Source organism: Acinetobacter sp. V110_1 (assembly GCF_031798975.1).
Taxonomy (GTDB): Bacteria; Pseudomonadota; Gammaproteobacteria; order Pseudomonadales; family Moraxellaceae; genus Acinetobacter; species Acinetobacter nosocomialis_A.
The window spans coordinates 82900-103145 of sequence record NZ_JAVQNN010000017.1; the positions used below are offsets into that span (position 1 = coordinate 82900).

The window sequence follows — 20246 nt, forward strand, 5'->3', positions numbered from 1 at the left end:
ACATAATATCGCATTTTTTCGATATTCATATCCATTTTTTTCGATATTCATATCGTATTTTTCCGATTAACTTCCGATCACTGAACTGCTTTGCCGTTTTAATCGCTAAAAATTTAAGAGTTTTAGAGAACTAAAAGTTCAAAAGACTCTTATAACCCCTGCTTTAAACTCGCTTCAATGAAACGATCAAGGTCACCGTCAAGAACTGCACCAGTGTTTGAGTTTTCAACACCTGTACGTAAGTCCTTAATACGAGAGTCATCAAGTACATAAGAACGAATTTGGCTACCCCAACCAATATCAGACTTCGAGTCTTCAAGTGCTTGAGCTGCTTCATTACGTTTTTGCATTTCTAGTTCATACAATTTTGCACGTAACTGTTTCCATGCATGATCACGGTTCGCATGTTGTGAACGCTGGTTTTGACACGCAACCACAATACCAGATGGAATGTGCGTCAAACGAACTGCTGAATCTGTTTTGTTAATGTGCTGACCACCTGCACCAGATGCACGGTAAGTATCAGTACGAACATCCGAAGGATTAATATCGATTTCGATATTGTCATCAACTTCCGGTGAAATAAACACCGCAGAGAATGACGTATGACGGCGGTTACCACTGTCGAATGGTGACTTACGCACTAAACGGTGTACGCCAGATTCTGTACGTAACCAGCCATATGCATATTCACCTTCAACACGAATCGTTGCAGATTTGATACCTGCTACGTCACCATCAGATACTTCCATAAGTTCTGCTTTAAAACCGTGACGTTCAATCCAGCGCATATACATACGTAATAACATTGAAGCCCAATCTTGTGCTTCTGTACCACCTGAACCTGCTTGAATCTCGACATAGCAAGGATTCGGGTCCATTGGGTTGCTAAACATACGGCGGAATTCAAGTTTTGCTAATTCTTCTTCGGCAGCGCCAAGCTCAGATTGCACATCTACCAGCAAGCTTTCATCATCAGCTTCAACAGCTAAATCGAGCATTGCTTTAGCATCTTCAAGCTGTGTAGACAAGCCATCTAATACATTAATAACGTTTTCTAGTTCGCCCTTTTCTTTTGCCATTGCCTGAGCACGGTTTTGATCATTCCAGATCGCAGGGTCTTCTAACTCACGTAAAACTTCTTCTAAACGTTCTTTTTTCAGATCGTAGTCAAAGATACCCCCGTAGTGTTTGGCTACGATCAGTTAAGTCTTTCAATTGGTTTAGATAAGGATTAATTTCCACGCGAGTGTTCCCATAAAAGCAGATAAACAGTCGAATATTTTATCATAGCTTGTCAGTATCGAACAAAATCAACGAGACTTATTATTTTTTATTATTAAACTGATAGTTCAAAATATAATATTATTGTTTAATTTTAAAAAATATATTAAAATTAACAACTTAAAATCTTTATAAATTTATAACACTTATTCTAAGAGTTTTATCATGAATAAATCAAATTTTTTACTTGCCCTCATTACGACCGTTTGTGCTTTCAATGCTAATGCCTATCAAACCGAAGTTGGTACTATGTATGAATTTACAGATATGGATGGTGGAGAAGTTAATAGTTTTGGAATTAATGGCAAATATTATTTTAATCCAGTTGAAACTAAAAATTATCCTTTAGCTGAAGCCGCATTTTTAAATAAAGCCTCTAATATCGGTGCTGGTTATACGTATAGTAAAGTAGAAGATGATCAAGATTATGCAAAACTTGAATATAATTCTGTAGGAGTGGCAGGAGAATACTTTATTCCAAATAGCCAATTCTACTTGTCTGGAGCCTTTAACCGTACAAAAAGAGAAGTTACTGTAAATAATTACGGTTCAGCTGATGAAAGCGGTAATGGTTACGCTCTAGAAGTTGGTTTCCTACCAATAGATGGCTTATTACTAGCCGCTGGTGTAGCTGATCTTTCTGAAAGTTTTGACCCAATTCAAGCAGCTAAATATGGTTTCCTTACTTCTTTCACTAATGCAACAACAGTCACTGGTGAAGATGATGATAAAGCCGTAACACTGCGCGCAAAATATGTTACTCAAATTGGTAATTTTTATACTAACTTTGAAGGACAAACTTACATTGGCGATGAGACAACTTACCGTTTAGGTGCAGATATTTATCTAGATCCTACTTTAAGTATTGGTGCATCTTTTGCTAACTCAACGGCAGATGATTCAGATACCATTTTTAGTGTACGTGCCCAAAAATTCTTTACTCCACAAGTAGCAGTAGGTTTGTCTTATACGACAGTTGATGATGCAGATTCTTTTGGTATTAATGGAACCTTCCGTTTCTAATGAATAAGAATTTATAATTTTTAAATATAAAAGCTCAGATAGAATTTATCTGAGCTTTTTTTCATTTCATTTTAAGCTTTACTCGTAACATCCCCATACAAAATTGGGTACTTTTCCAGCATTTTTGAGTTTCTACACAAAATCTCCTCAATTTTAATAAAATAAAACATTATGTTTTTATATTTAAAAATCAATAAGTTAAATTAAATATATTTACAAAAAAAGCACATGGTTACAGTACGGTTACTTGTGCAAGATTGACGGTAAATGATTTTGCTCTAGACTAAAAGTTGTAACAAAACATTTATAAAATCGTTTTTAGAGGGGAGAGATTCCATGAAAAAACTAGCAATTGCATCAGCTCTTTTATCTGCTCTTGCAGTAAGCGGCGCAGCAAACGCTTACCAAGCTGAAGTTGGTGGTTCTTACACTTATCTTGATCCAGATAACGGCAGCAGCGTAAGCAAATTCGGTGTTGATGGGACTTATTATTTCAACCCTGTTCAAACACGTAATTCACCGCTTGCTGAAGCAGCATTCTTAAACCGTGCAAGCAACGTTAACGCACACGTTAACTATGGCGATAACAGCGGTACTAAAGATACTCAATATGGCGTAGGTGTTGAATATTATGTTCCTAACACTGACTTCTACCTTAGCGGTGATGTAGGTCGAAATGAGCGTGAAGTCGACAACACCAATATTGACAGCAAAGTAACTACTTATGCTGCTGAGGTAGGTTACTTACCAGCACCAGGTTTGTTACTTGCTTTGGGTGTTAAAGGTTATGACGAAAAAGACGGTAAAGACGGCGCAGATCCTACCGTTCGTGCGAAATACGTAACTCAAGTTGGTCAACATGACGTAAACCTTGAAGCGTATGGCGCGTTTGGTGACCTTGACGAATATAAAGTTCGTGGTGACTACTACATCGATAAAACTTTAAGTTTAGGTGTGGACTACTACAACAATGACTTAACTGATAAAGACGAATGGGGCATTAATGCTAAAAAATTCTTGAATCAGCAAGTAAGTCTTGAAGGTCGTATTGGTTTCGGTGATAACGACAACACTTATGGTGTTCGTGCAGCATACCGCTTCTAATCTTACCTAGATTAAAAAAAATCCGCTCAATTGAGCGGATTTTTTTTATTGATTTAAATGCACAATTCGCAGCTGTAAGCTCACATTGCCATTAAAAACATTACGGTCTATTTCATAGACCAAATGTACATGGTCACGCATTGGATCAAACTCGAAGCGGCCTGCTGCGTTAAAAGCAATTGCATCGAAACTATATTGATCTAAAGCCAATTTAAGTTTTAAGTGTGTCTCTTTGAGCCAACGGAAATCGATAACTTTAAAATATCCTTCAAATTGAGGCAGTGGAAATTTTTGTCCCCACGGGCCTAACTGCTCAATCCAGTTTAAGGTATCTAACTGCAAAGCAGAGACAGGTAACTCACCATCGGTCCATAAAGTCGCTTGAAAGATTGATTCATCCATCGCAGCGACACAATCATTAAATACCGTTTTAAAGGCTTCAAAGTTTTCTTTACGTATAGTCAAGCCCGCTGCCGCCGCATGACCACCAAAATGGCTCACCAATTCAGGATGTTGTTCGGCAACTTGTTCAATGGTATCTCGAATGTGGACACCATCAATTGAACGTGCTGAACCTTTAATATGAATGCCATCTTCATCGGGTGCAAAAACAATTGTAGGCCGATGGAACTGTTCTTTTAGACGGCCCGCGACTATACCAATGACGCCTTGGTGCCAATTTTCTTCAAATAGAACAAGCGCCGCAGGAATATCTTGCTGTGAAAGTTGCAGAGTGTCTAAGGCCGATAAAGCTTGTTGCTTCATCTCCCCTTCAATTTGGCGGCGATCTATATTTAACTGATTTAATTGCTGAGCAATCGGATATGCAGTTTCCATCGTCTCTGCTAATAAACACTCGATTCCGATGCGCATGCTCTCCATGCGCCCTGCTGCATTAATGCGTGGCCCAAGCACAAATCCTAAATCTTGCGCACGTATTGAAGTTGCTTCACGACCAGCAATATCCAGTAAGGCTAAAATTCCAACTCGACACTGATGTTGCTGAATGCGTTTTACACCTGCATCGACCAAAATACGGTTGTTATAATCCAAAACAGCAACATCTGCATAAGTTCCCAAAGCGACTAAATCTAAATATTGGGTGACTTTACTTGTGCTTTTGCCTTGTCTATTGCGTAGGCTCGCCAGATTGGCAAGCACATAAAAAGCAACGCCAACACCTGCAAGTGCCTTACTTGGAAACTCACAACCTAATTGATTTGGGTTCACCACCGCTTCAGCAAGCGGAGTTTCTTTAGTCGTTAAATGATGGTCGGTAATAATTACTTGCATGCCTAGGGCATGTGCTGCATCAACACCAGCATGGCTAGAAATTCCATTATCGACTGTAATTAATAGATCGGGTTGATAAGTTTGATGAGCAAGCTCAGCAATGGCTGGAGTAAGACCATAACCATATTTAAATCGGTCTGGAACCAAATAGTCGACTTGTGCTCCCATGTCGCGAAGCACGAGCATCATTAAAGCTGTGCTGGTTGCACCATCAGCATCATAGTCCCCCACAACCACAATTTTTTTCTGTTCATCAATGGCTTGATCCATTAATGCGACAGCAGCATCCAATCCTTTGAGCTCTGGAGCAAGCAGATTCTTAAGTTTTAGCTCTAGTTCTTGTTCAGACTGCACTCCACGTCTTGCCAAAATCTCGGCAATAAACGGAGGCACGCCCTGAAACTGTTCAGGGCGTGTCAATAAAGGTCTTTGTTTAATTTGTATTTTTGTCATTTAAGGCATCAGTCGGTGCAATGTCCATTGACCGTCGATTTTTTCATAACTCAAGCGGTCATGTAAACGATTTGGTCGTCCTTGCCAGAATTCATAATAATCCGGTTGCAGACGATATCCGCCCCAAAACTCTGGCTTATCGAGTACTTCACGGCTTTGAACTTGTTGTTGCAAGTCTTGGAAACGCTGCTGTAACAACTCTCGACTTTCGATCTTTCCGCTTTGAGGCGTACTGATATGAGCTGCAATCTGGCTATCGCGTGGACGTTTATGGTAATAGTCCGTAGATTCCTGTTCAGGAATCTTCACAACATACCCACCCACTCGTACCTGACGCTCTAGACTTGGCCAATAAAATAACAGCTCAGCATATGGATTTTCTGCCAAATCTGCCCCTTTCTGGCTGTCATAGTTGGTATAGAAATCATACCCTGCTTCTGTCGCACCACGTAACAATACAGTTCTGACATGCGGACGACCGTTAGCACTGGCAGTTGCCAACGACATCGCATATGGTTCGTGCAAGTTAGCAGCTAAGGCATGATTAAACCAACCTAAGAATTGCTCATGTGGATTGCTAGCTACTTGTGTCTCGTACAATTCACCTTGTTCATAGCTTAAGCGTAATTCACTTAAGTCTTTAATGACATCACTCATGCCATACACCTTATGCGACTTGTGCTTGTGAACGGACTGCATTTGCTAAATGTTCAGCCAAAGCATTCACTTCTTGTTCGTCATCACCTTCAACCATGACACGAATGACTGGCTCAGTTCCAGACTTACGAACTAAAATACGTCCACGACCTTTAAGTTGCTCTTCTGCTTTATTAAACTCAGTCACTAATGCTGGAATAGAATATGGATCAAGCATTTGTTCTAAACGTATATTTACAAGTACTTGTGGGAATAATTTAAAGCCCTGAACCAATTCATGGAGCGCTTTATTCTGCTCAACCATTACCGTTAACACTTGAAGTGCTGCAATAATCGCATCACCTGTTGTGCTCTTGTCTAACGTTAAAATATGACCAGATGGCTCACCACCTGTAACCCATCCATTTTCATCTAATGCTTGTAATACATAGCGGTCACCAACTTTTGCACGAACAAAGCCAACATTTGCTTTTTCAAGTGCCACTTCAAGTGCCATATTACTCATGACAGTACCGACAATACCTACTGGCTTATTTTTCGCCTGAGTCGCTAAAATATATAAGATATGGTCACCATCAATTAAGTTACCAAACTTATCAACCATTACGACACGGTCAGCATCACCATCAAAGGCAATTCCTAAATCGGCTTCTTGTTCAACCACTGCTTTTTGTAAGCTTTCTGGATGCGTAGAACCACAGTTTTCATTAATATTTAAACCATCTGGTTCGTTGTAGAGAGCCACAACTTTGGCACCTAACTCACGGAAAACTGAAGGCCCAACGCTATAAGCTGCACCATGTGCACAATCCACAACAATTTTTAAATTATTTAAATCGAAGTGGTATGGGAATGTCGATTTACAAAATTCGATGTAACGGCCATTTGCATCATTTACACGAACACTTTTACCTAAATTCGCTGTGTCTTCAATAAACAAATCTTTTTCTAATTCTTTATTAATTTCTTCCTGCAATGAATCTGGTAATTTTTTACCTTCACTTGAGAAGAACTTAATCCCGTTATCAAAATATGGGTTGTGCGATGCAGAAATAACAATGCCTGCGTGTGCATGTAAGGCACGGGTAAGATGTGCAATTGCCGGAGTCGGTAATGGACCAAGCAAATGAACATATACGCCAGCCGCATTTAACCCCGCCTGTAAAGCAGACTCTAAAATATAGCCAGATAAACGAGTATCTTTTCCTAATACCACAAGCGGTTTATTTTTTGGACTCGTTCGTTTTAATACCTTCCCTGCGGCAAACCCGAGTTTTAAAGCAAACTCTGGTGTAATCGGCATTTGCCCAAATTTTCCACGAATACCATCCGTTCCAAAATAACTCATAGCTTATCTCATTTTACGCCACTTCAGCCGTGGCTCATTTCATATATGGCCATTCTGCCATATCTCTTTTCATTAGATTTACTTTACACCAAAAACAAAAAGCCGTCAGTGTACTGACGGCTTTCTTGATTGATTTGGTTACCAAAATCTAACCAACACGATAGTTCGGAGCTTCTTTAGTAATCGTTACATCATGGACATGTGACTCAGACATACCCGCTGAAGTAATTTTCACAAATTTCGCATTTTGACGAAGATCTTCAATCACTGATGAACCCGTATAACCCATAGATGAACGTAAACCACCCATCATTTGATGAACAATGTTACCCATTGGGCCTTTATATGGAACACGACCTTCAATTCCTTCTGGTACTAACTTTTCAGCGCCTGCTTTTGAGTCTTGGAAGTAACGGTCAGCAGAACCTGTTGCTCCAGCCATTGCACCTAATGAGCCCATACCACGATATGCTTTGTAGTAACGGCCTTGGAAGAATTCAACTTCACCTGGTGCTTCTTCAGTACCCGCTAGAAGTGAACCAACCATGATTGTGCTTGCGCCCGCACCGATCGCTTTTGCCATATCGCCAGAGAAACGGATACCGCCATCTGCAATTAAAGGAATTTGATCTTTCAGTGCATTAGCAACGCTGTCAATCGCAGAAATTTGCGGCATACCAATACCTGCCACAATACGTGTCGTACAGATAGAACCAGGGCCAATACCTACTTTTACAGCATCTGCGCCTGCATCTAATAATGCTAATGCAGCATCACCAGTTGCGATATTACCGCCAATCACTTGTACTTGAGGGAAGTTTTGTTTTACCCAACGTACACGTTCAATAACACCAGCAGAGTGACCGTGTGCTGTATCAACAACAATAACGTCAACACCAGCTTCAACCAACGCTTCCACACGACTTGGTGTTTCAACGCCTGTACCTACCGCAGCACCAACACGTAAACGACCAAGATCATCTTTACAACTGTTTGGATAACTCTCAGCTTTACGGAAGTCAGTTACCGTAATTAAACCTTTGAGTTCGTTGTTTTCGCCAACAACCAAAACTTTTTCAATGCGATGCTTTTGCAATAATGCTTGAATATTTTCTTTAGACTCGCCTTCACGCACTGTAACCAAACGATCTTGGCCTGTCATGATGTTACTAACAGGTTGTTCCAAGTTAGTTTCAAAACGCGTATCACGGCCTGTCACAATACCAACAACCTTGCCGTCTTTAACAACAGGTACACCGCTAATGTTATTAGCGCCGGTAATTGCAATAAGTTCACGTACTGTAGTTTCTGGGGTTACAGTGATTGGATCTTTCACCATACCCGCTTCGAATTTTTTCACACGGCGTACTTCTGCAGCTTGAGCAGCAATATCCATGTTTTTGTGCAAAATCCCGATACCACCATTTTGCGCCATTGCAATCGCCATACGTGACTCAGTCACTGTATCCATTGCAGCTGAAACTAATGGGATATTTAAATGAATGCCGCGAGTTAAACGTGTCTTTAGAGAGACATCTTTTGGGAGAACAGTAGAGTAGGCAGGAAGTAATAAGACATCATCGAAGGTTAGCGCTTCTTGAACGATGGTCAGCATAACAATCTCACTGGTAAATTCCGTGAGCTATTATAAACAAATTTCAATGCAATTTTCATATTATCTTTGCCTTTTTCAGCAATAGATATTCACCTACTCTAAATATTTCTCACTTATTATCGTGTTAGCTCATATTTAACTCACCTGATCATAGTCATGATCATTTTCTGAATCTGCTGGGCTTACCTCAATTAAAGGGATCAACTGGTGGGCTAGGCGCGCTTTGTTACACTGTTCATCAGCAATCTGTACCTCTCTACAGGTAGAACTACGCACAGCATAGATAGAACAGCCCACCTCTTTACCAATTTCACCCGTCAAAGCCTGACATCGTGGCTGAGCCTGATTGGTTCCACGCATACACGAATAAACGGGTGTCAAAGGTTCAACGAGATGTTCATCTATTAACTCGGCCTCAGCCCAGTAAAATGAAACCCGAAAATGTGCACAACATGCCCCACAGCGAAGGCACTCATCTGGAGTCGCAACTTGAGATAACATTTTTATTCAAATTCTCGTCATCAAAAATTTTTCTGTGACGCAAAATCCTAAAAAAATTTCAAATTGGACTCAAGATATTGAACTTAATTTTTTTATGTTGGACAGCTGAAAATTTGTTCAGTCATTAAATCTACACCGCATGGCAAGGTCTCAATCCAGTCTAAAAACTGGTTAATCATTTCTTTGCCAATAAATGGAGTCCCATGCTGAGGCACAATCATCTCAATATCCATTTGACGAACCATGTTGACCCATAAACGGATGACTTTATTGGAACACATATAGCGTTGGTGAAAAGCTTTCATTTTCAGCACATGGGCATCGAAATCTTTGAGAGGCTGACTTGCATCTTCAACAATAGAAGCCCCCATATCACCAGAAAATAAAATTTTGGCAACTGGATCATAAAACTGAAAATTACCCACCGAATGTAGAAAATGTGCCGGAACCATGACAAGCTTTGATTCACCCAATTGAATCACTTGACCACGATCTGGCAACTCAATGAGACGGTCTTCCCAATTTCCTTTCATACGCTCACTCATAAATGATGAATTTAAGTGAGGTAAAAATCGCGCCCATAATTTAGAGGCAACCACTTTAGCATCGGTATAAACCAACCAACGAGGCATTGAAGTAATAATATCTGGGTCTTGATGTGAAGCGATTACATAGTCCAGATTTTTAAGACGAGTATATTTATTAAGTTCCATCGTCAATGGAACATAGGTCAAGTCACCACCTGGATCAATAACAGCTGCCCTTTCATGATCAATAATTAAAAATTGATTGGCTTGTATGCCTTCCCCTTTCACCAAACTGGTAAAACTAATACATTTATGTACGCCATTATCAAATAGTATCTGCGATGTTGTTTTTTCAAACCCCATACAATTCCCCAAAAAAACTTTAAATATTAGATATTTTTATATCCCTACTAAAATAAAGGGATTCTAAAGCACTTGCAATGAATTGATTGATATTTCTCATAATATTTTAAAATTGATTTTACTTTTCTTATTCTATAAATGAATCATCAATAAATTGAGCAACCCTCTAGCATCTCCTTAAATAAACAGTATCGTGAAGTTTAACTACTTAAACACTCAATAAAAAACGCACTCTTAATGAATGCGTTTTTATATAAAGCGAAAAGTATTTTAGAAGAAATAATGTTGTACTAACGTAGAAACACCTACGATAAAGAAAATAGCTGCACCAATTTTATGAATGAGCGAGATAGATAAACGTTCAGCCAATTTATTACCAATAAATACAGCTGGTGCATTCGCGATCATCATCCCTAGTGTTGTACCCAGCATCACCCAGAAAATGCTGTCATAGCGTGCAGCTAAAGCGACAGTTGCAATTTGGGTTTTATCACCAATTTCTGCTAAGAAAAATAAAATAAAGGTTGCACCAAAAACACCAAATTTTTGCCATTTATTAATACTATCAGTCTCATCATCAAGCTTATCTGGAATAAGCATCCAGAACGCCATACCAATGAAACCAACCGCGAGTACCCAAACTAAAATTTCAGGACTGAGCACAGTCGTAATCCATTGCCCAAGCACAGCAGAAATACCATGGTTAATGAGTGTTGCTAAAAGAATCGCAATTAAAATAGGAATTGGCTTACGGAAACGCGCAGACAATAAAAGTGCCAACAATTGAGTTTTATCACCCATTTCAGCGAGGGCAACAATCGAGGTAGAAATCAGAAATTCTTGCATGTCGGTTCTCTGGCTAGCATAAATGCCTATGACCTACCCCTCCTGCTAGCCACCAAATATCATAAAATGATTGCAGAGTGGTAAATCAAAGGTCTTGCCAACTCAGGAACGATGAGACGTTTAAGCTATGATGACCATGTTCTGTTGAACAATTATGTTGACCATCACCTATTCACATTTGCTGTGAATAGCGGCTACTCCCCAATGAAGTATGTGTTTATTATATTCAAGTCACTCTATTTTTCAAACATTCAAGCAATAAATTTTACCCACGCCCACACCAATAAACGCGCAAGACCTAATAACACTGCAAAATAAGCACTTATATGAATGAAACCAATATGGCTACTGCTCGTTCCAGCCTGATATTCAAAGGGCAAAATCAAAGTAGCGACAAACACCTCAAAACCCATCACCACATAAGTCATCCATTCCCACGGGAAGTGTAAAATACTGACCCATACTCCCATCAATAAAAATACAATCAACAGTAAGGGCAACATAATTTTCAGGAAACCCAACATTTACTATTTCTCCTTTACCTGATAACGAGAAATTTCTCCTCACGCTCAATAAGCCTTGCTTAGCCTGTAGATTAACCCAAAATTTAATTAAAGAGATATCAAAAACAAAACCCCGCCGAAGCGAGGTTTTAGTCAATTATTTCAAAGCATTAGATTAATAAAGTACGAATATCTTTAAGAAGCTTCGTAAGTTTATTTGTAAAGCGAGCTGCATCTGCACCATTAATTACACGGTGGTCATAAGACAATGACAACGGCAACATTAAGCGCGGATCAAAGTCTTTACCATTCCATACTGGCTGCATTGTTGCAGGTGAAATACCTAAAATTGCAACTTGTGGCCAGTTCACAAGAGGTGTAAATGCTGTGCCACCTATTGCACCTAAGCTTGAAATGGTGAAATTCGCACCTTGCAAGTCTTTCGGTGATAATTTCTTATCACGCGCTTTTTGACCTAACACACCCAATTCAACTGCAATTTGCTTAATTGATTTTTGGTCTGGGTTACGAAGTACTGGCACAGTTAAACCATCAGGTGTTGCTACTGCAATTCCCATATGGATTTCATTGCGCAAGAGCACTGATTTACCGTCATCAGATAGATGACCTGCGAACTCACGCTCTTCTTTCAACAAATGCGCAACCGCTTTGATAATGAATGCCATAATCGTCAGGCTGATACCTTCTTTTTTGAAGTTGCCTTTCAGTTCATTACGCCAATCTTCTAACTCAGTAATATCAGCCAAATCAAACTGGGTGACTTGCGGAATAAAGTTGTTCAACGACAATTGCGGAATTGATACCTGCTGCAAACGCGTCAGTACTTTTTCTTCCACGCCACCAAATGCAGTAAAGTCAGGAAGCTTTGGCAAACCCGAAACCGCTGGTGCAGCTGCAGCAACTGGCGCCGCCGCTTGCGGTGCAGTTAAACGACTCTTCACATAAGCAAAGATATCTTCTTTAACAACACGGCCATGCTCACCAGAAGTTTTAACTTGTGACAAGATCACACCAAGTTCACGAGCCAGCTTACGAACAGCAGGGCCTGCATATACTTTAGCATTTTCAGCTTCTTGCTCTTTCGTTAACTTATCAGCACCAGATGTTGACGCTACAGGCGCAGGCTGAGTCGCAGCAGGAGCTGCCGCTTTAGGAGCTGCTGTCTGTGGAGCCGGTGCAGCTTCTGCTTTTGCCGCTGGAGCTGCTGCAGGTGCTTGACCTTCAGCTTCAATTGTTGCAAGCAACACGCCTTGTGAAACCTGTTGGCCTGCTTGTAAGTGAATTGCTTTTACAACACCCGCAACAGTACTTGGAACTTCTACAGTAGCTTTATCAGATTCAACCACAACAAGGCTTTGGTCTACATCAACTTTATCGCCAACTTGCACTAAGATTTCAGCAACAACTGCTTTATCTACACCTAAGTCAGGAACATTGATATCAACTGGACCAGATTGAGTAGCAGCTGCTACAGTTTCTTGCTTTGCAGCAACTGGTTCAGCTGCCGCAGCTGGAGCTGCTGTAGGAGCAGGAGCTTCTACTTGCGCACTTGATGCAGACGTCGTTTTGACTTGAATAAGAACAACACCTTCTTTAACGGTATCGCCTTCTTTCACTTGAATACTTTCTACAGTACCAGCAACACTGCTTGGAACTTCTACTGTCGCCTTATCTGACTCTACAACAACAATACTTTGTTCAACATCAATTTGGTCGCCCACTTTAACGAGGATTTCACCAACCAATGCTTTTTCAACACCGATGTCAGGTACAGTCACGTCAACAGTTGCAGTTGATGTAGCGGTAGCAGGTTGAGCTGAAGCTTGAGTTTGTTGTGCAGGTGCTGGAGCAGCTGGTTTTTCAGCCGCAGGAGCCGGTGTTGGCTCTGGTGCTGCTTGTGCTGCACCTTCTGCTTCGATCTCAATCAAAGCAACACCTTCAGTCACATCATCACCTTGGTTAATCAAGATGCTTTTTACCACACCTGCTGAAGTGCTAGGTACTTCAACAGTTGCTTTATCAGACTCAAGCACAACGATACTGTCGTCAACTTCAACGCGGTCGCCAACTTTTACTAAAATTTCAGCGACGTTTGCTTTATCTACACCAATATCAGGGGTCTTAATTTGCATGCTTAGTTCCCCTCACCTGTTTGCGTTTCATTGTATTCAGCAACTGGCTGAACTTCCGGATGTGCTTGTGGAGCCCATGCAACCGGACGGTCAGTATCTAACTCAAAGTTAGAAATTGCATCTTTCACTAAACGTGCATCTACTTCACCTTCGTCAGCTAGTTTTTTCAACGTAGCAACAACGATATGTGCAGCATCAACACCAAAGAAACTACGTAAGTTCGCACGTGTATCTGAACGGCCATAACCATCTGTACCCAATGCAACAAATGGACGACCATCTGGAAGGTACGCACGAATTTGTTCGCTATAAGCACGCATATGGTCTGTAGCAGAAACGACAATACCTTCTGTACCACGTAATTGCTTAGATACCCAAGATTCTTTCACTTCTTCAGCAAGTGGGTGTAGGCGGTTGTATTCTTCACATGCCATACCATCACGAGACAACTCATTGAAGCTTGTTACACTCCAAACGTTTGAATGGATTTGGTATTCATCACGTAAGATTTTCGCAGCTTTAATCACTTCACGAAGAATGACACCTGAACCAAGTAATTGAACAGTTGCTTTTTCATCTTTTTCGAACAAGTACATACCACGTTTAATACCTTCCTCAGCGCCTTCTGGCATTGCAGGATGCTCGTAGTTCTCGTTCATTACTGTTAAGTAATAGAACACACGTTCTTGGTTCACATACATACGTTTTAAACCGTCATGTACGATTACAGCTAACTCATAACCAAAACATGGATCATAAGATACGCAGTTTGGAATCGTGTTTGCCAAGATATGTGAATGACCATCTTGGTGCTGTAAACCTTCACCGTTCAATGTTGTGCGACCAGCAGTTGCACCTAACAAGAAACCTTGAGCTTGTGCATCACCAGCTGCCCATGCAATGTCACCAATACGTTGGAAACCAAACATTGAGTAGTACATGTACATTGGAATCATTGGCAAGTTATTCGTTGAATAACTTGTCGCTAACGCAGCCCATGCACTCATCGCACCAGCTTCGTTAATCCCTTCTTGAAGCATGTGACCGTCACTTGCTTCACGATAATGCATTAACTGTTCTTGGTCTTCTGGAGTATATTTTTGACCGTGAGCAGCATAAATACCAAGCTGACGGAACATACCTTCTAAACCAAAAGTACGTGCTTCATCTGGAACGATTGGCACTACGCGATCTTTAATTGCTTTTTCTTTAAGTAAAGCTGCAATTAAACGCACCATTACCATCGTAGTAGATTGTTCTTTACCACCTGAACCGTTTAATACAGCATCAAATACAGATAATTCAGGAATCGCTAAAGTTTCACTCTCACGACGACGTGCAGGTAGGTAACCACCTAATGCTTCACGACGCGCCTTCATGTACTTCATTTCTGGAGAGTTTTCACTTGGGCGGTAGAATGGAAGCTCTTCTAACTTATCATCTGTAAATGGCAGGTTAAAACGGTCACGTACATATTTCAAAGAGTCGATCTGCATTTTCTTGATTTGGTGAGTTTTGTTCACCGCTTCAATTTCTTCAGACAAACCGTAACCTTTAACAGTTTTCGCAAGAATAACTGTTGGTTGACCTTTAGCTTTCATTGCTTCTGCATATGCAGCAAAAACCTTGTACGGGTCATGACCACCACGGTTGAGATTATCGATGTCTTCATCGCTTAAGTCTTTTACAAGTTCCGCAGCTTCTGGGTACTTGCCAAAGAATTTCTCACGTGTATATGCGCCACCTTTTACTTGATAGCGTTGGTACTCACCATCAACAGTTTCTTCCATTACCGCTTTTAAAGCGCCTGTGCTGTCTTTTGCAAGTAGTGGATCCCAATGACGACCCCATACTACTTTAATGACACGCCAGCCTGCACCACGGAATAAAGATTCTAATTCTTGAATAATTTTACCGTTACCACGTACAGGACCATCTAGACGCTGTAAGTTACAGTTCACTACCCAAATGAGGTTATCTAACTTTTCACGACCAGCAAGTGAAATTGCACCAGTACTTTCTGGCTCATCCATTTCACCATCGCCGAGATATGCCCAGACTTTACGATCTTCTTCTTTGATCAAGCCACGGTTCATCAAATATTTTTGAATGTGTGCTTGATAAATCGACATGATTGGACCAAGACCCATTGATACAGTTGGGAATTGCCAATAGTCCGGCATTAAATATGGATGTGGATAGCTTGGTAAACCGTTACCGCCAACTTCACGGCGGAAATTACTTAACTGTTCTTCAGTTAAACGTCCTTCGAGGAATGAACGTGCATAAATACCAGGAGCACAGTGCCCTTGGTAATAAATCATATCTCCGCCAAAGTTATCGCTGTTTGCGCGGAAGAAATGGTTAAAACCTACGTCATATAATGTTGCACTTGATGCGAAACTCGCCAAGTGACCACCTAAATCATCACCTGTTTTATTCGCGCGAAGTACCATTGCTAAGGCATTCCAACGAATCAATGCACGAATACGGCGTTCCATATCTTGGTCGCCTGGCATTGCAGGTTGTTCTTCAACAGAAATTGTATTTAAGTAAGGTGTATTGAGACGTTGAATTGGAACATGCTTAGCAATTGCTTGTTGGTAAAGTTTTTCCAACAAGAATGCCGCTCGCTCAGTTCCCATATGTTGTAAAACTGAATCGAATGCATCTTGCCATTCTTGGGTTTCTTGTGCGTCGGAGTCACCGTAAAACGCCATAATTCACCTGTTCCTTGTTCTCTAATCTACTTTGTATTTTTACCACGTTTTGCCCCTCTCAAGTTATTGCCACGGGTGAATGTGAGGGGGCCCTATTATTTTCTGAATGAATAGTCATTGACCGAGCATGAGTCAAAATAACAAAAAAACGCCAATATTGGCGTTTTTTTATACGATCATTGCGTTAAGAAAGGTTTATGTTCATTTTCAGATTCACAAATTCAATAACCTTGATCTTTTAAGAAATGCAATTAAGGCAACATTGCTAAGTAAGTTGATGGATTCTTACGTTGACCATCTTTAACTACTTCATAGTGTAAATGTGGTCCAGTACAACGACCTGTACAACCCACATTAGCAATATGGTCACCAGCAGAAACCTGATCACCCACACGAACCATTAAACGTGAAGCGTGTGCATAGCGTGTTAAATAACCATTACCATGGTTGATTTCAACATACTGACCATAACCTGTACCCCAGCCTGATTTAGTTACAATACCAGGACCTGTTGCATAGATTGGCGTACCACTTGGCGCAGACATATCTAAACCACCGTGGTGCTCTGCACGACCACCCATGGTACGGCCACCAAAGTTAGAAGAAACACGTACGCTATCCGGAAGAGGGTGAGAAACTAACCAAGAATAAGGATTTGAAGAAGAGGCATTGAAAGAGCTTTTAGCGGTCGTATGACCATATTTTTTTGCCAGTGAGTCATTGTTGAGCTCAACTGTTTTTGGGCGTAAAGTGACTGAAACTTTAGCACTTGCCGGAAGATCTAAATCATCAGGATGCGTATATGAACCTTGAGATAATGTTTTTGATAACTGTTCCAATCGATCTGAGTCAGTAGATTGGTTAATATTTTGATAATCTGCAAAAGCAACCGATGCTGCCGAAGCGGCAAGTGAAAACGCTAATAAAATACGACGCGTGTGCATAAAAACCTCTTGAAACTGTTCTTACTCAAGTTCCTTATGATCTCTTCCTTGATATCGGTTGAAATGAACGCTTAAGATTAGGACAAGAAACCATTCGAGAACGATCAATGTCTAAACCCGATAACGTTTTTCAACAATCCGGAAAACACATAAAAACAGGAAACCTTACGTTTCTAACAACGCAAGTCGCGCAATGGCAAAGACTTACGAAAATAATCCAACCCTTATTGCCCCAACCGGAACAATGGCAGGTCGTGTGTTATCAAAATGGCACTTTAATTATTACTGGTGAAAATCAGGCAATGATTAGTCAACTCAGCTATTTACAGAGCCAATATATATCTAAATTATCTCAACTTGAAGGATTAAAAGACCTACAAAGAATTCAAGTTCGCCTAAGAAATAAAACTATTTCTACAGCGCCCCCATCTGAGCCTTCTAAATCCATCCCCCCGGAAACACAAGAAATGTTACGTAGTGCTGCCGACTTCGTGAGCGACCCTAAGCTTAGCCAAGCTTTACTACGTTTGGCAAGCAATAAAAAATGATGAGCTTTCTATTCCTTAATTAGAATCGTTCTTATTATGTGACTAAAATCACAATTTCCATTGTTACATTATAACGTAGCCAAATAAAGACAATGACTTATGTCACACTCACGTATGGAATTGGACAGTCTTTCTCGTCATTAAATGTTACAATTTCATAATTACTCGGATCACTTTGAACATTGCGTAATAGCTGATTATTTAAAGCATGTCCTGACTTATAACCATCAAACTTGGCAATAATTTGATGACCAAGTAAATACAAATCACCTACTGCATCTAAAATTTTATGTCGAACAAATTCGTCAGCAAATCGTAAACCTTCTTCGTTCACAACACCTGTATCATCTACACCAATGGCATTATCCAGACTTGCACCTAAAGCTAAATTATTTGCTTTGAGGTAATCTAAGTCTTTCATAAAGCCAAAAGTTCGTGCTTCACTGACCTCATACACAAATGTTTCGGTCGAAAAATCGATAGTCGCAGATTGATATTCTTTGGCAAAGGCAGGATGATCAAAATCAATGGTAAAGTTAAGTTGAAAACCATTATGCGGTCTAAAAATTGCTTTTTTATCATCAATTAAAGCTTCAACTGGCTTTAATATTCTTATAAATTTTTTCGGAGCATCTTGTTCACGCAGACCACCTTGCATGAGCAAATAAATAAATGGTCCAGCACTACCATCCATAATTGGAACTTCAGATGCTGATACTTCTACGATTAAATTATCGATTCCTAAACCCGCAATCGCACTCATTACATGCTCAATTGTCCCGACCTTAATATCACCAGTGACAAGGTTTGAACACATAAATGCTTCTTGGATGAGCAATGCATTGGCAGGAATATCGACAGGTGGATCCAAATCGATACGGCGAAATACAATACCTCCATCCACGGTATGTGGAATGAAATTGATCATCACTTTTTGACCGCTATGAAGACCTATTCCACTCGCTTTTACCACACGATTGAGAGTACGTTGTTTCACCATGCTTTGTAACTTCTTTTTTAAAACCGCTATACGTTAGCATATTTAGTCATTGATCAAAAATAAAAAAAGGCAGTGTTTATACACTGCCTTTTAATAGATTGGACGCTAAATTACTTACGTTGCTGATTTTTCAAGTAATCTTGAATACTCATTGGCGAAGAACGCGGTGATGAACTTGGGGCATTATTCACATCATTTTCAGCATTTTGACGTTTATTAATTGCAGGAACATCATCTTCATCTACAGATTGTGCAGATTGAGTTGCAGTATGGCTTACTGTATTACGCTTTCTTGGTTCTGCATCAGCTGCATTACGAGTTAAACCAGTCGCTATAACAGTCACACGTAATTCATCGCGCGCATCTGGATCAAATACTGTACCGTAGAAGATTTCACCTTCATCAAGGTCAACAATTTGGTTAACCACATCAGTAATGATTTCAGTTTCGCGCAAAGTGATGTCATCACCACCTGTAATGTTAATTAACACGCCTTTCGCATTAATAATATTCACATTATCAAGTAGTGGACTACGAATTGCCTGTTCAGCAGCTTGACGCGCACGGTCTTCACCACGGCCTAAACCAGCACCCATCATTGCATAACCGCGAGTACTCATTGCAGTTTTCAAATCGGCGAAGTCAAGGTTAATGTGACCACGGTTAACAACAAGGTCAAAGATACTACGTACAGCGTTTAACAATACATCGTCTGCCTTTTTATAGGCATCTTTCATTGAAATATCACCATACACGCTTAATAAACGTTGGTTAGGAATAATAATCAATGAATCAACATGTGCTTCAAGCGCTTCAATACCACGCTCAGCAGATTTTTGACGACGACGACCTTCAAAGTTAAATGGAGTTGTTACAACACCAACAGTCAAAATCCCCATTTCTTTAGCAACTTCGGCAACAACCGGAGCAGCACCAGTACCTGTACCACCACCCATACCAGCGGTTACAAATACCATGTCAGTTCCTTCAAGGTGCTGACGAATAATTTCACGGCTTTCTTCTGCGGCAACCTGACCTACTTCAGGGTTAGCACCAGCACCTAGACCACGTGTACTTTGCTCACCTAACTGAATTTTGAAAGGGGCATTCATACAATCAAGTGCTTGTTTATCTGTATTGGCACAAACGAATTTAACACCCTGAATATCAGACTGTACCATGTGCTGAACGGCATTACCGCCACCGCCACCTACACCAAATACAGTGAAACGGGCTTGACCGTTGCCATCGTTTAGTTCATCTTCTATAAATTCAAATGAGGCCATGACCTTTAGGGTTCCTAATACATTATGGCAGTCACTTCAGCCCGTATACTGCCTTGATTTTCAAAAATAACTAATTTT

Annotated in this window: 17 protein-coding genes and 1 riboswitch; of the genes, 3 read left to right on the top strand and 14 right to left on the bottom strand. The window is 40.4% G+C overall.

Going from position 1 to position 20246, the window contains the following annotated elements; translation table 11 throughout:
• Nucleotides 1–149 precede the first annotated feature (149 nt).
• Nucleotides 150–1245, bottom strand: a protein-coding gene (gene prfB, locus RMA95_RS06540; protein WP_099143691.1) for a peptide chain release factor 2 whose coding sequence is annotated in 2 segments (ribosomal slippage) — nucleotides 150–1172 and nucleotides 1174–1245 — 1095 coding nt in all. Because the reading frame shifts where the segments join, the coding sequence is not laid out codon by codon here.
• 204 nt (nucleotides 1246–1449) lie between these two features.
• Between prfB and RMA95_RS06545 the strand changes: the two genes are divergently transcribed.
• Together RMA95_RS06545 and RMA95_RS06550 are read left to right on the top strand one after the other, a co-directional pair.
• Entirely contained in the window at nucleotides 1450–2307 is an 858-nt protein-coding gene (locus RMA95_RS06545; RefSeq protein WP_311069943.1) for a putative porin, read from the top strand.
• Between the two features lie 336 nt (nucleotides 2308–2643).
• Complete coding sequence (locus tag RMA95_RS06550; RefSeq protein WP_311069944.1) at nucleotides 2644–3411, top strand: putative porin; 768 nt, start codon at nucleotides 2644–2646, stop codon at nucleotides 3409–3411.
• Between the two features lie 45 nt (nucleotides 3412–3456).
• Here the strand turns inward: RMA95_RS06550 and recJ are convergent, their stop codons facing one another.
• From recJ to RMA95_RS06605, 11 genes are all read right to left on the bottom strand, one after another.
• Complete coding sequence (gene recJ / locus RMA95_RS06555) at nucleotides 3457–5157, bottom strand: single-stranded-DNA-specific exonuclease RecJ (RefSeq protein WP_311069945.1); 1701 nt, start codon at nucleotides 5155–5157, stop codon at nucleotides 3457–3459.
• Complete coding sequence (gene pdxH / locus RMA95_RS06560) at nucleotides 5158–5814, bottom strand: pyridoxamine 5'-phosphate oxidase (protein WP_046879663.1); 657 nt, start codon at nucleotides 5812–5814, stop codon at nucleotides 5158–5160.
• A gap of 10 nt (nucleotides 5815–5824) precedes the next feature.
• Nucleotides 5825–7162, bottom strand: coding sequence for a phosphoglucosamine mutase (glmM, locus tag RMA95_RS06565; RefSeq protein ID WP_046879661.1), 1338 nt, complete (start codon nucleotides 7160–7162; stop codon nucleotides 5825–5827).
• Nucleotides 7163–7310: 148 nt separating this feature from the next.
• Nucleotides 7311–8777: an IMP dehydrogenase gene (gene guaB / locus RMA95_RS06570; protein WP_311069946.1), complete on the bottom strand. Its 1467-nt coding sequence runs from the start codon at nucleotides 8775–8777 to the stop codon at nucleotides 7311–7313.
• Between the two features lie 135 nt (nucleotides 8778–8912).
• Nucleotides 8913–9278 carry a YkgJ family cysteine cluster protein gene (locus RMA95_RS06575; protein WP_311069947.1) on the bottom strand — a complete coding sequence of 122 codons (366 nt, stop codon included), beginning with the start codon at nucleotides 9276–9278 and terminating at the stop codon, nucleotides 8913–8915.
• A 92-nt stretch (nucleotides 9279–9370) separates the two neighbouring features.
• Nucleotides 9371–10168: an MBL fold metallo-hydrolase gene (locus RMA95_RS06580; RefSeq protein ID WP_263614816.1), complete on the bottom strand. Its 798-nt coding sequence runs from the start codon at nucleotides 10166–10168 to the stop codon at nucleotides 9371–9373.
• 270 nt (nucleotides 10169–10438) lie between these two features.
• A complete protein-coding gene (locus RMA95_RS06585; RefSeq protein ID WP_004711493.1) occupies nucleotides 10439–11014 on the bottom strand; it encodes a TMEM165/GDT1 family protein in 576 nt (191 codons plus the stop codon).
• Nucleotides 11015–11029: 15 nt separating this feature from the next.
• Nucleotides 11030–11229: riboswitch (yybP-ykoY riboswitch) on the bottom strand.
• Between the two features lie 36 nt (nucleotides 11230–11265).
• Entirely contained in the window at nucleotides 11266–11538 is a 273-nt protein-coding gene (locus RMA95_RS06590; protein ID WP_311069948.1) for a hypothetical protein, read from the bottom strand.
• A gap of 149 nt (nucleotides 11539–11687) precedes the next feature.
• Nucleotides 11688–13670, bottom strand: a complete 1983-nt coding sequence (locus tag RMA95_RS06595; RefSeq protein WP_311069949.1) for a 2-oxo acid dehydrogenase subunit E2 — start codon at nucleotides 13668–13670, stop codon at nucleotides 11688–11690.
• 2 nt (nucleotides 13671–13672) lie between these two features.
• Nucleotides 13673–16390 (bottom strand): pyruvate dehydrogenase (acetyl-transferring), homodimeric type, encoded by a 2718-nt coding sequence (gene aceE, locus RMA95_RS06600; RefSeq protein ID WP_263614819.1) that lies wholly within the window; start codon nucleotides 16388–16390, stop codon nucleotides 13673–13675.
• Between the two features lie 251 nt (nucleotides 16391–16641).
• Entirely contained in the window at nucleotides 16642–17334 is a 693-nt protein-coding gene (locus RMA95_RS06605) for a M23 family metallopeptidase (protein ID WP_263614820.1), read from the bottom strand.
• A gap of 107 nt (nucleotides 17335–17441) precedes the next feature.
• Between RMA95_RS06605 and RMA95_RS06610 the strand changes: the two genes are divergently transcribed.
• The gene (locus RMA95_RS06610; protein WP_263614821.1) at nucleotides 17442–17882 is read left to right on the top strand and encodes a DUF721 domain-containing protein; all 441 of its coding nucleotides are present in this window, start codon (nucleotides 17442–17444) and stop codon (nucleotides 17880–17882) included.
• Between the two features lie 97 nt (nucleotides 17883–17979).
• On the opposite strand, the gene lpxC is transcribed toward RMA95_RS06610, so the two are convergent.
• Both lpxC and ftsZ read right to left on the bottom strand, forming a co-directional pair.
• Nucleotides 17980–18882, bottom strand: a complete 903-nt coding sequence (lpxC, locus tag RMA95_RS06615) for a UDP-3-O-acyl-N-acetylglucosamine deacetylase (protein WP_031982274.1) — start codon at nucleotides 18880–18882, stop codon at nucleotides 17980–17982.
• A 110-nt stretch (nucleotides 18883–18992) separates the two neighbouring features.
• Nucleotides 18993–20168, bottom strand: coding sequence for a cell division protein FtsZ (gene ftsZ / locus RMA95_RS06620; protein ID WP_002053783.1), 1176 nt, complete (start codon nucleotides 20166–20168; stop codon nucleotides 18993–18995).
• Between the last annotated feature and the right edge of the window lie 78 nt (nucleotides 20169–20246).

Excerpts from the sequence above, each read along its gene's own strand:
- RMA95_RS06545 (WP_311069943.1), top strand. The coding sequence starts at position 1,450 with ATGAATAAATCAAATTTTTTACTTGCCCTCATTACGACCGTTTGTGCT.
- RMA95_RS06550 (WP_311069944.1), top strand. The coding sequence starts at position 2,644 with ATGAAAAAACTAGCAATTGCATCAGCTCTTTTATCTGCTCTTGCAGTA.
- recJ (WP_311069945.1), bottom strand. The coding sequence starts at position 5,157 with ATGACAAAAATACAAATTAAACAAAGACCTTTATTGACACGCCCTGAA.
- pdxH (WP_046879663.1), bottom strand. The coding sequence starts at position 5,814 with ATGAGTGATGTCATTAAAGACTTAAGTGAATTACGCTTAAGCTATGAA.
- glmM (WP_046879661.1), bottom strand. The coding sequence starts at position 7,162 with ATGAGTTATTTTGGAACGGATGGTATTCGTGGAAAATTTGGGCAAATG.
- guaB (WP_311069946.1), bottom strand. The coding sequence starts at position 8,777 with ATGCTGACCATCGTTCAAGAAGCGCTAACCTTCGATGATGTCTTATTA.
- RMA95_RS06575 (WP_311069947.1), bottom strand. The coding sequence starts at position 9,278 with ATGTTATCTCAAGTTGCGACTCCAGATGAGTGCCTTCGCTGTGGGGCA.
- RMA95_RS06580 (WP_263614816.1), bottom strand. The coding sequence starts at position 10,168 with ATGGGGTTTGAAAAAACAACATCGCAGATACTATTTGATAATGGCGTA.
- RMA95_RS06585 (WP_004711493.1), bottom strand. The coding sequence starts at position 11,014 with ATGCAAGAATTTCTGATTTCTACCTCGATTGTTGCCCTCGCTGAAATG.
- RMA95_RS06590 (WP_311069948.1), bottom strand. The coding sequence starts at position 11,538 with ATGTTGGGTTTCCTGAAAATTATGTTGCCCTTACTGTTGATTGTATTT.
- RMA95_RS06595 (WP_311069949.1), bottom strand. The coding sequence starts at position 13,670 with ATGCAAATTAAGACCCCTGATATTGGTGTAGATAAAGCAAACGTCGCT.
- aceE (WP_263614819.1), bottom strand. The coding sequence starts at position 16,390 with ATGGCGTTTTACGGTGACTCCGACGCACAAGAAACCCAAGAATGGCAA.
- RMA95_RS06605 (WP_263614820.1), bottom strand. The coding sequence starts at position 17,334 with ATGCACACGCGTCGTATTTTATTAGCGTTTTCACTTGCCGCTTCGGCA.
- RMA95_RS06610 (WP_263614821.1), top strand. The coding sequence starts at position 17,442 with ATGTCTAAACCCGATAACGTTTTTCAACAATCCGGAAAACACATAAAA.
- lpxC (WP_031982274.1), bottom strand. The coding sequence starts at position 18,882 with ATGGTGAAACAACGTACTCTCAATCGTGTGGTAAAAGCGAGTGGAATA.
- ftsZ (WP_002053783.1), bottom strand. The coding sequence starts at position 20,168 with ATGGCCTCATTTGAATTTATAGAAGATGAACTAAACGATGGCAACGGT.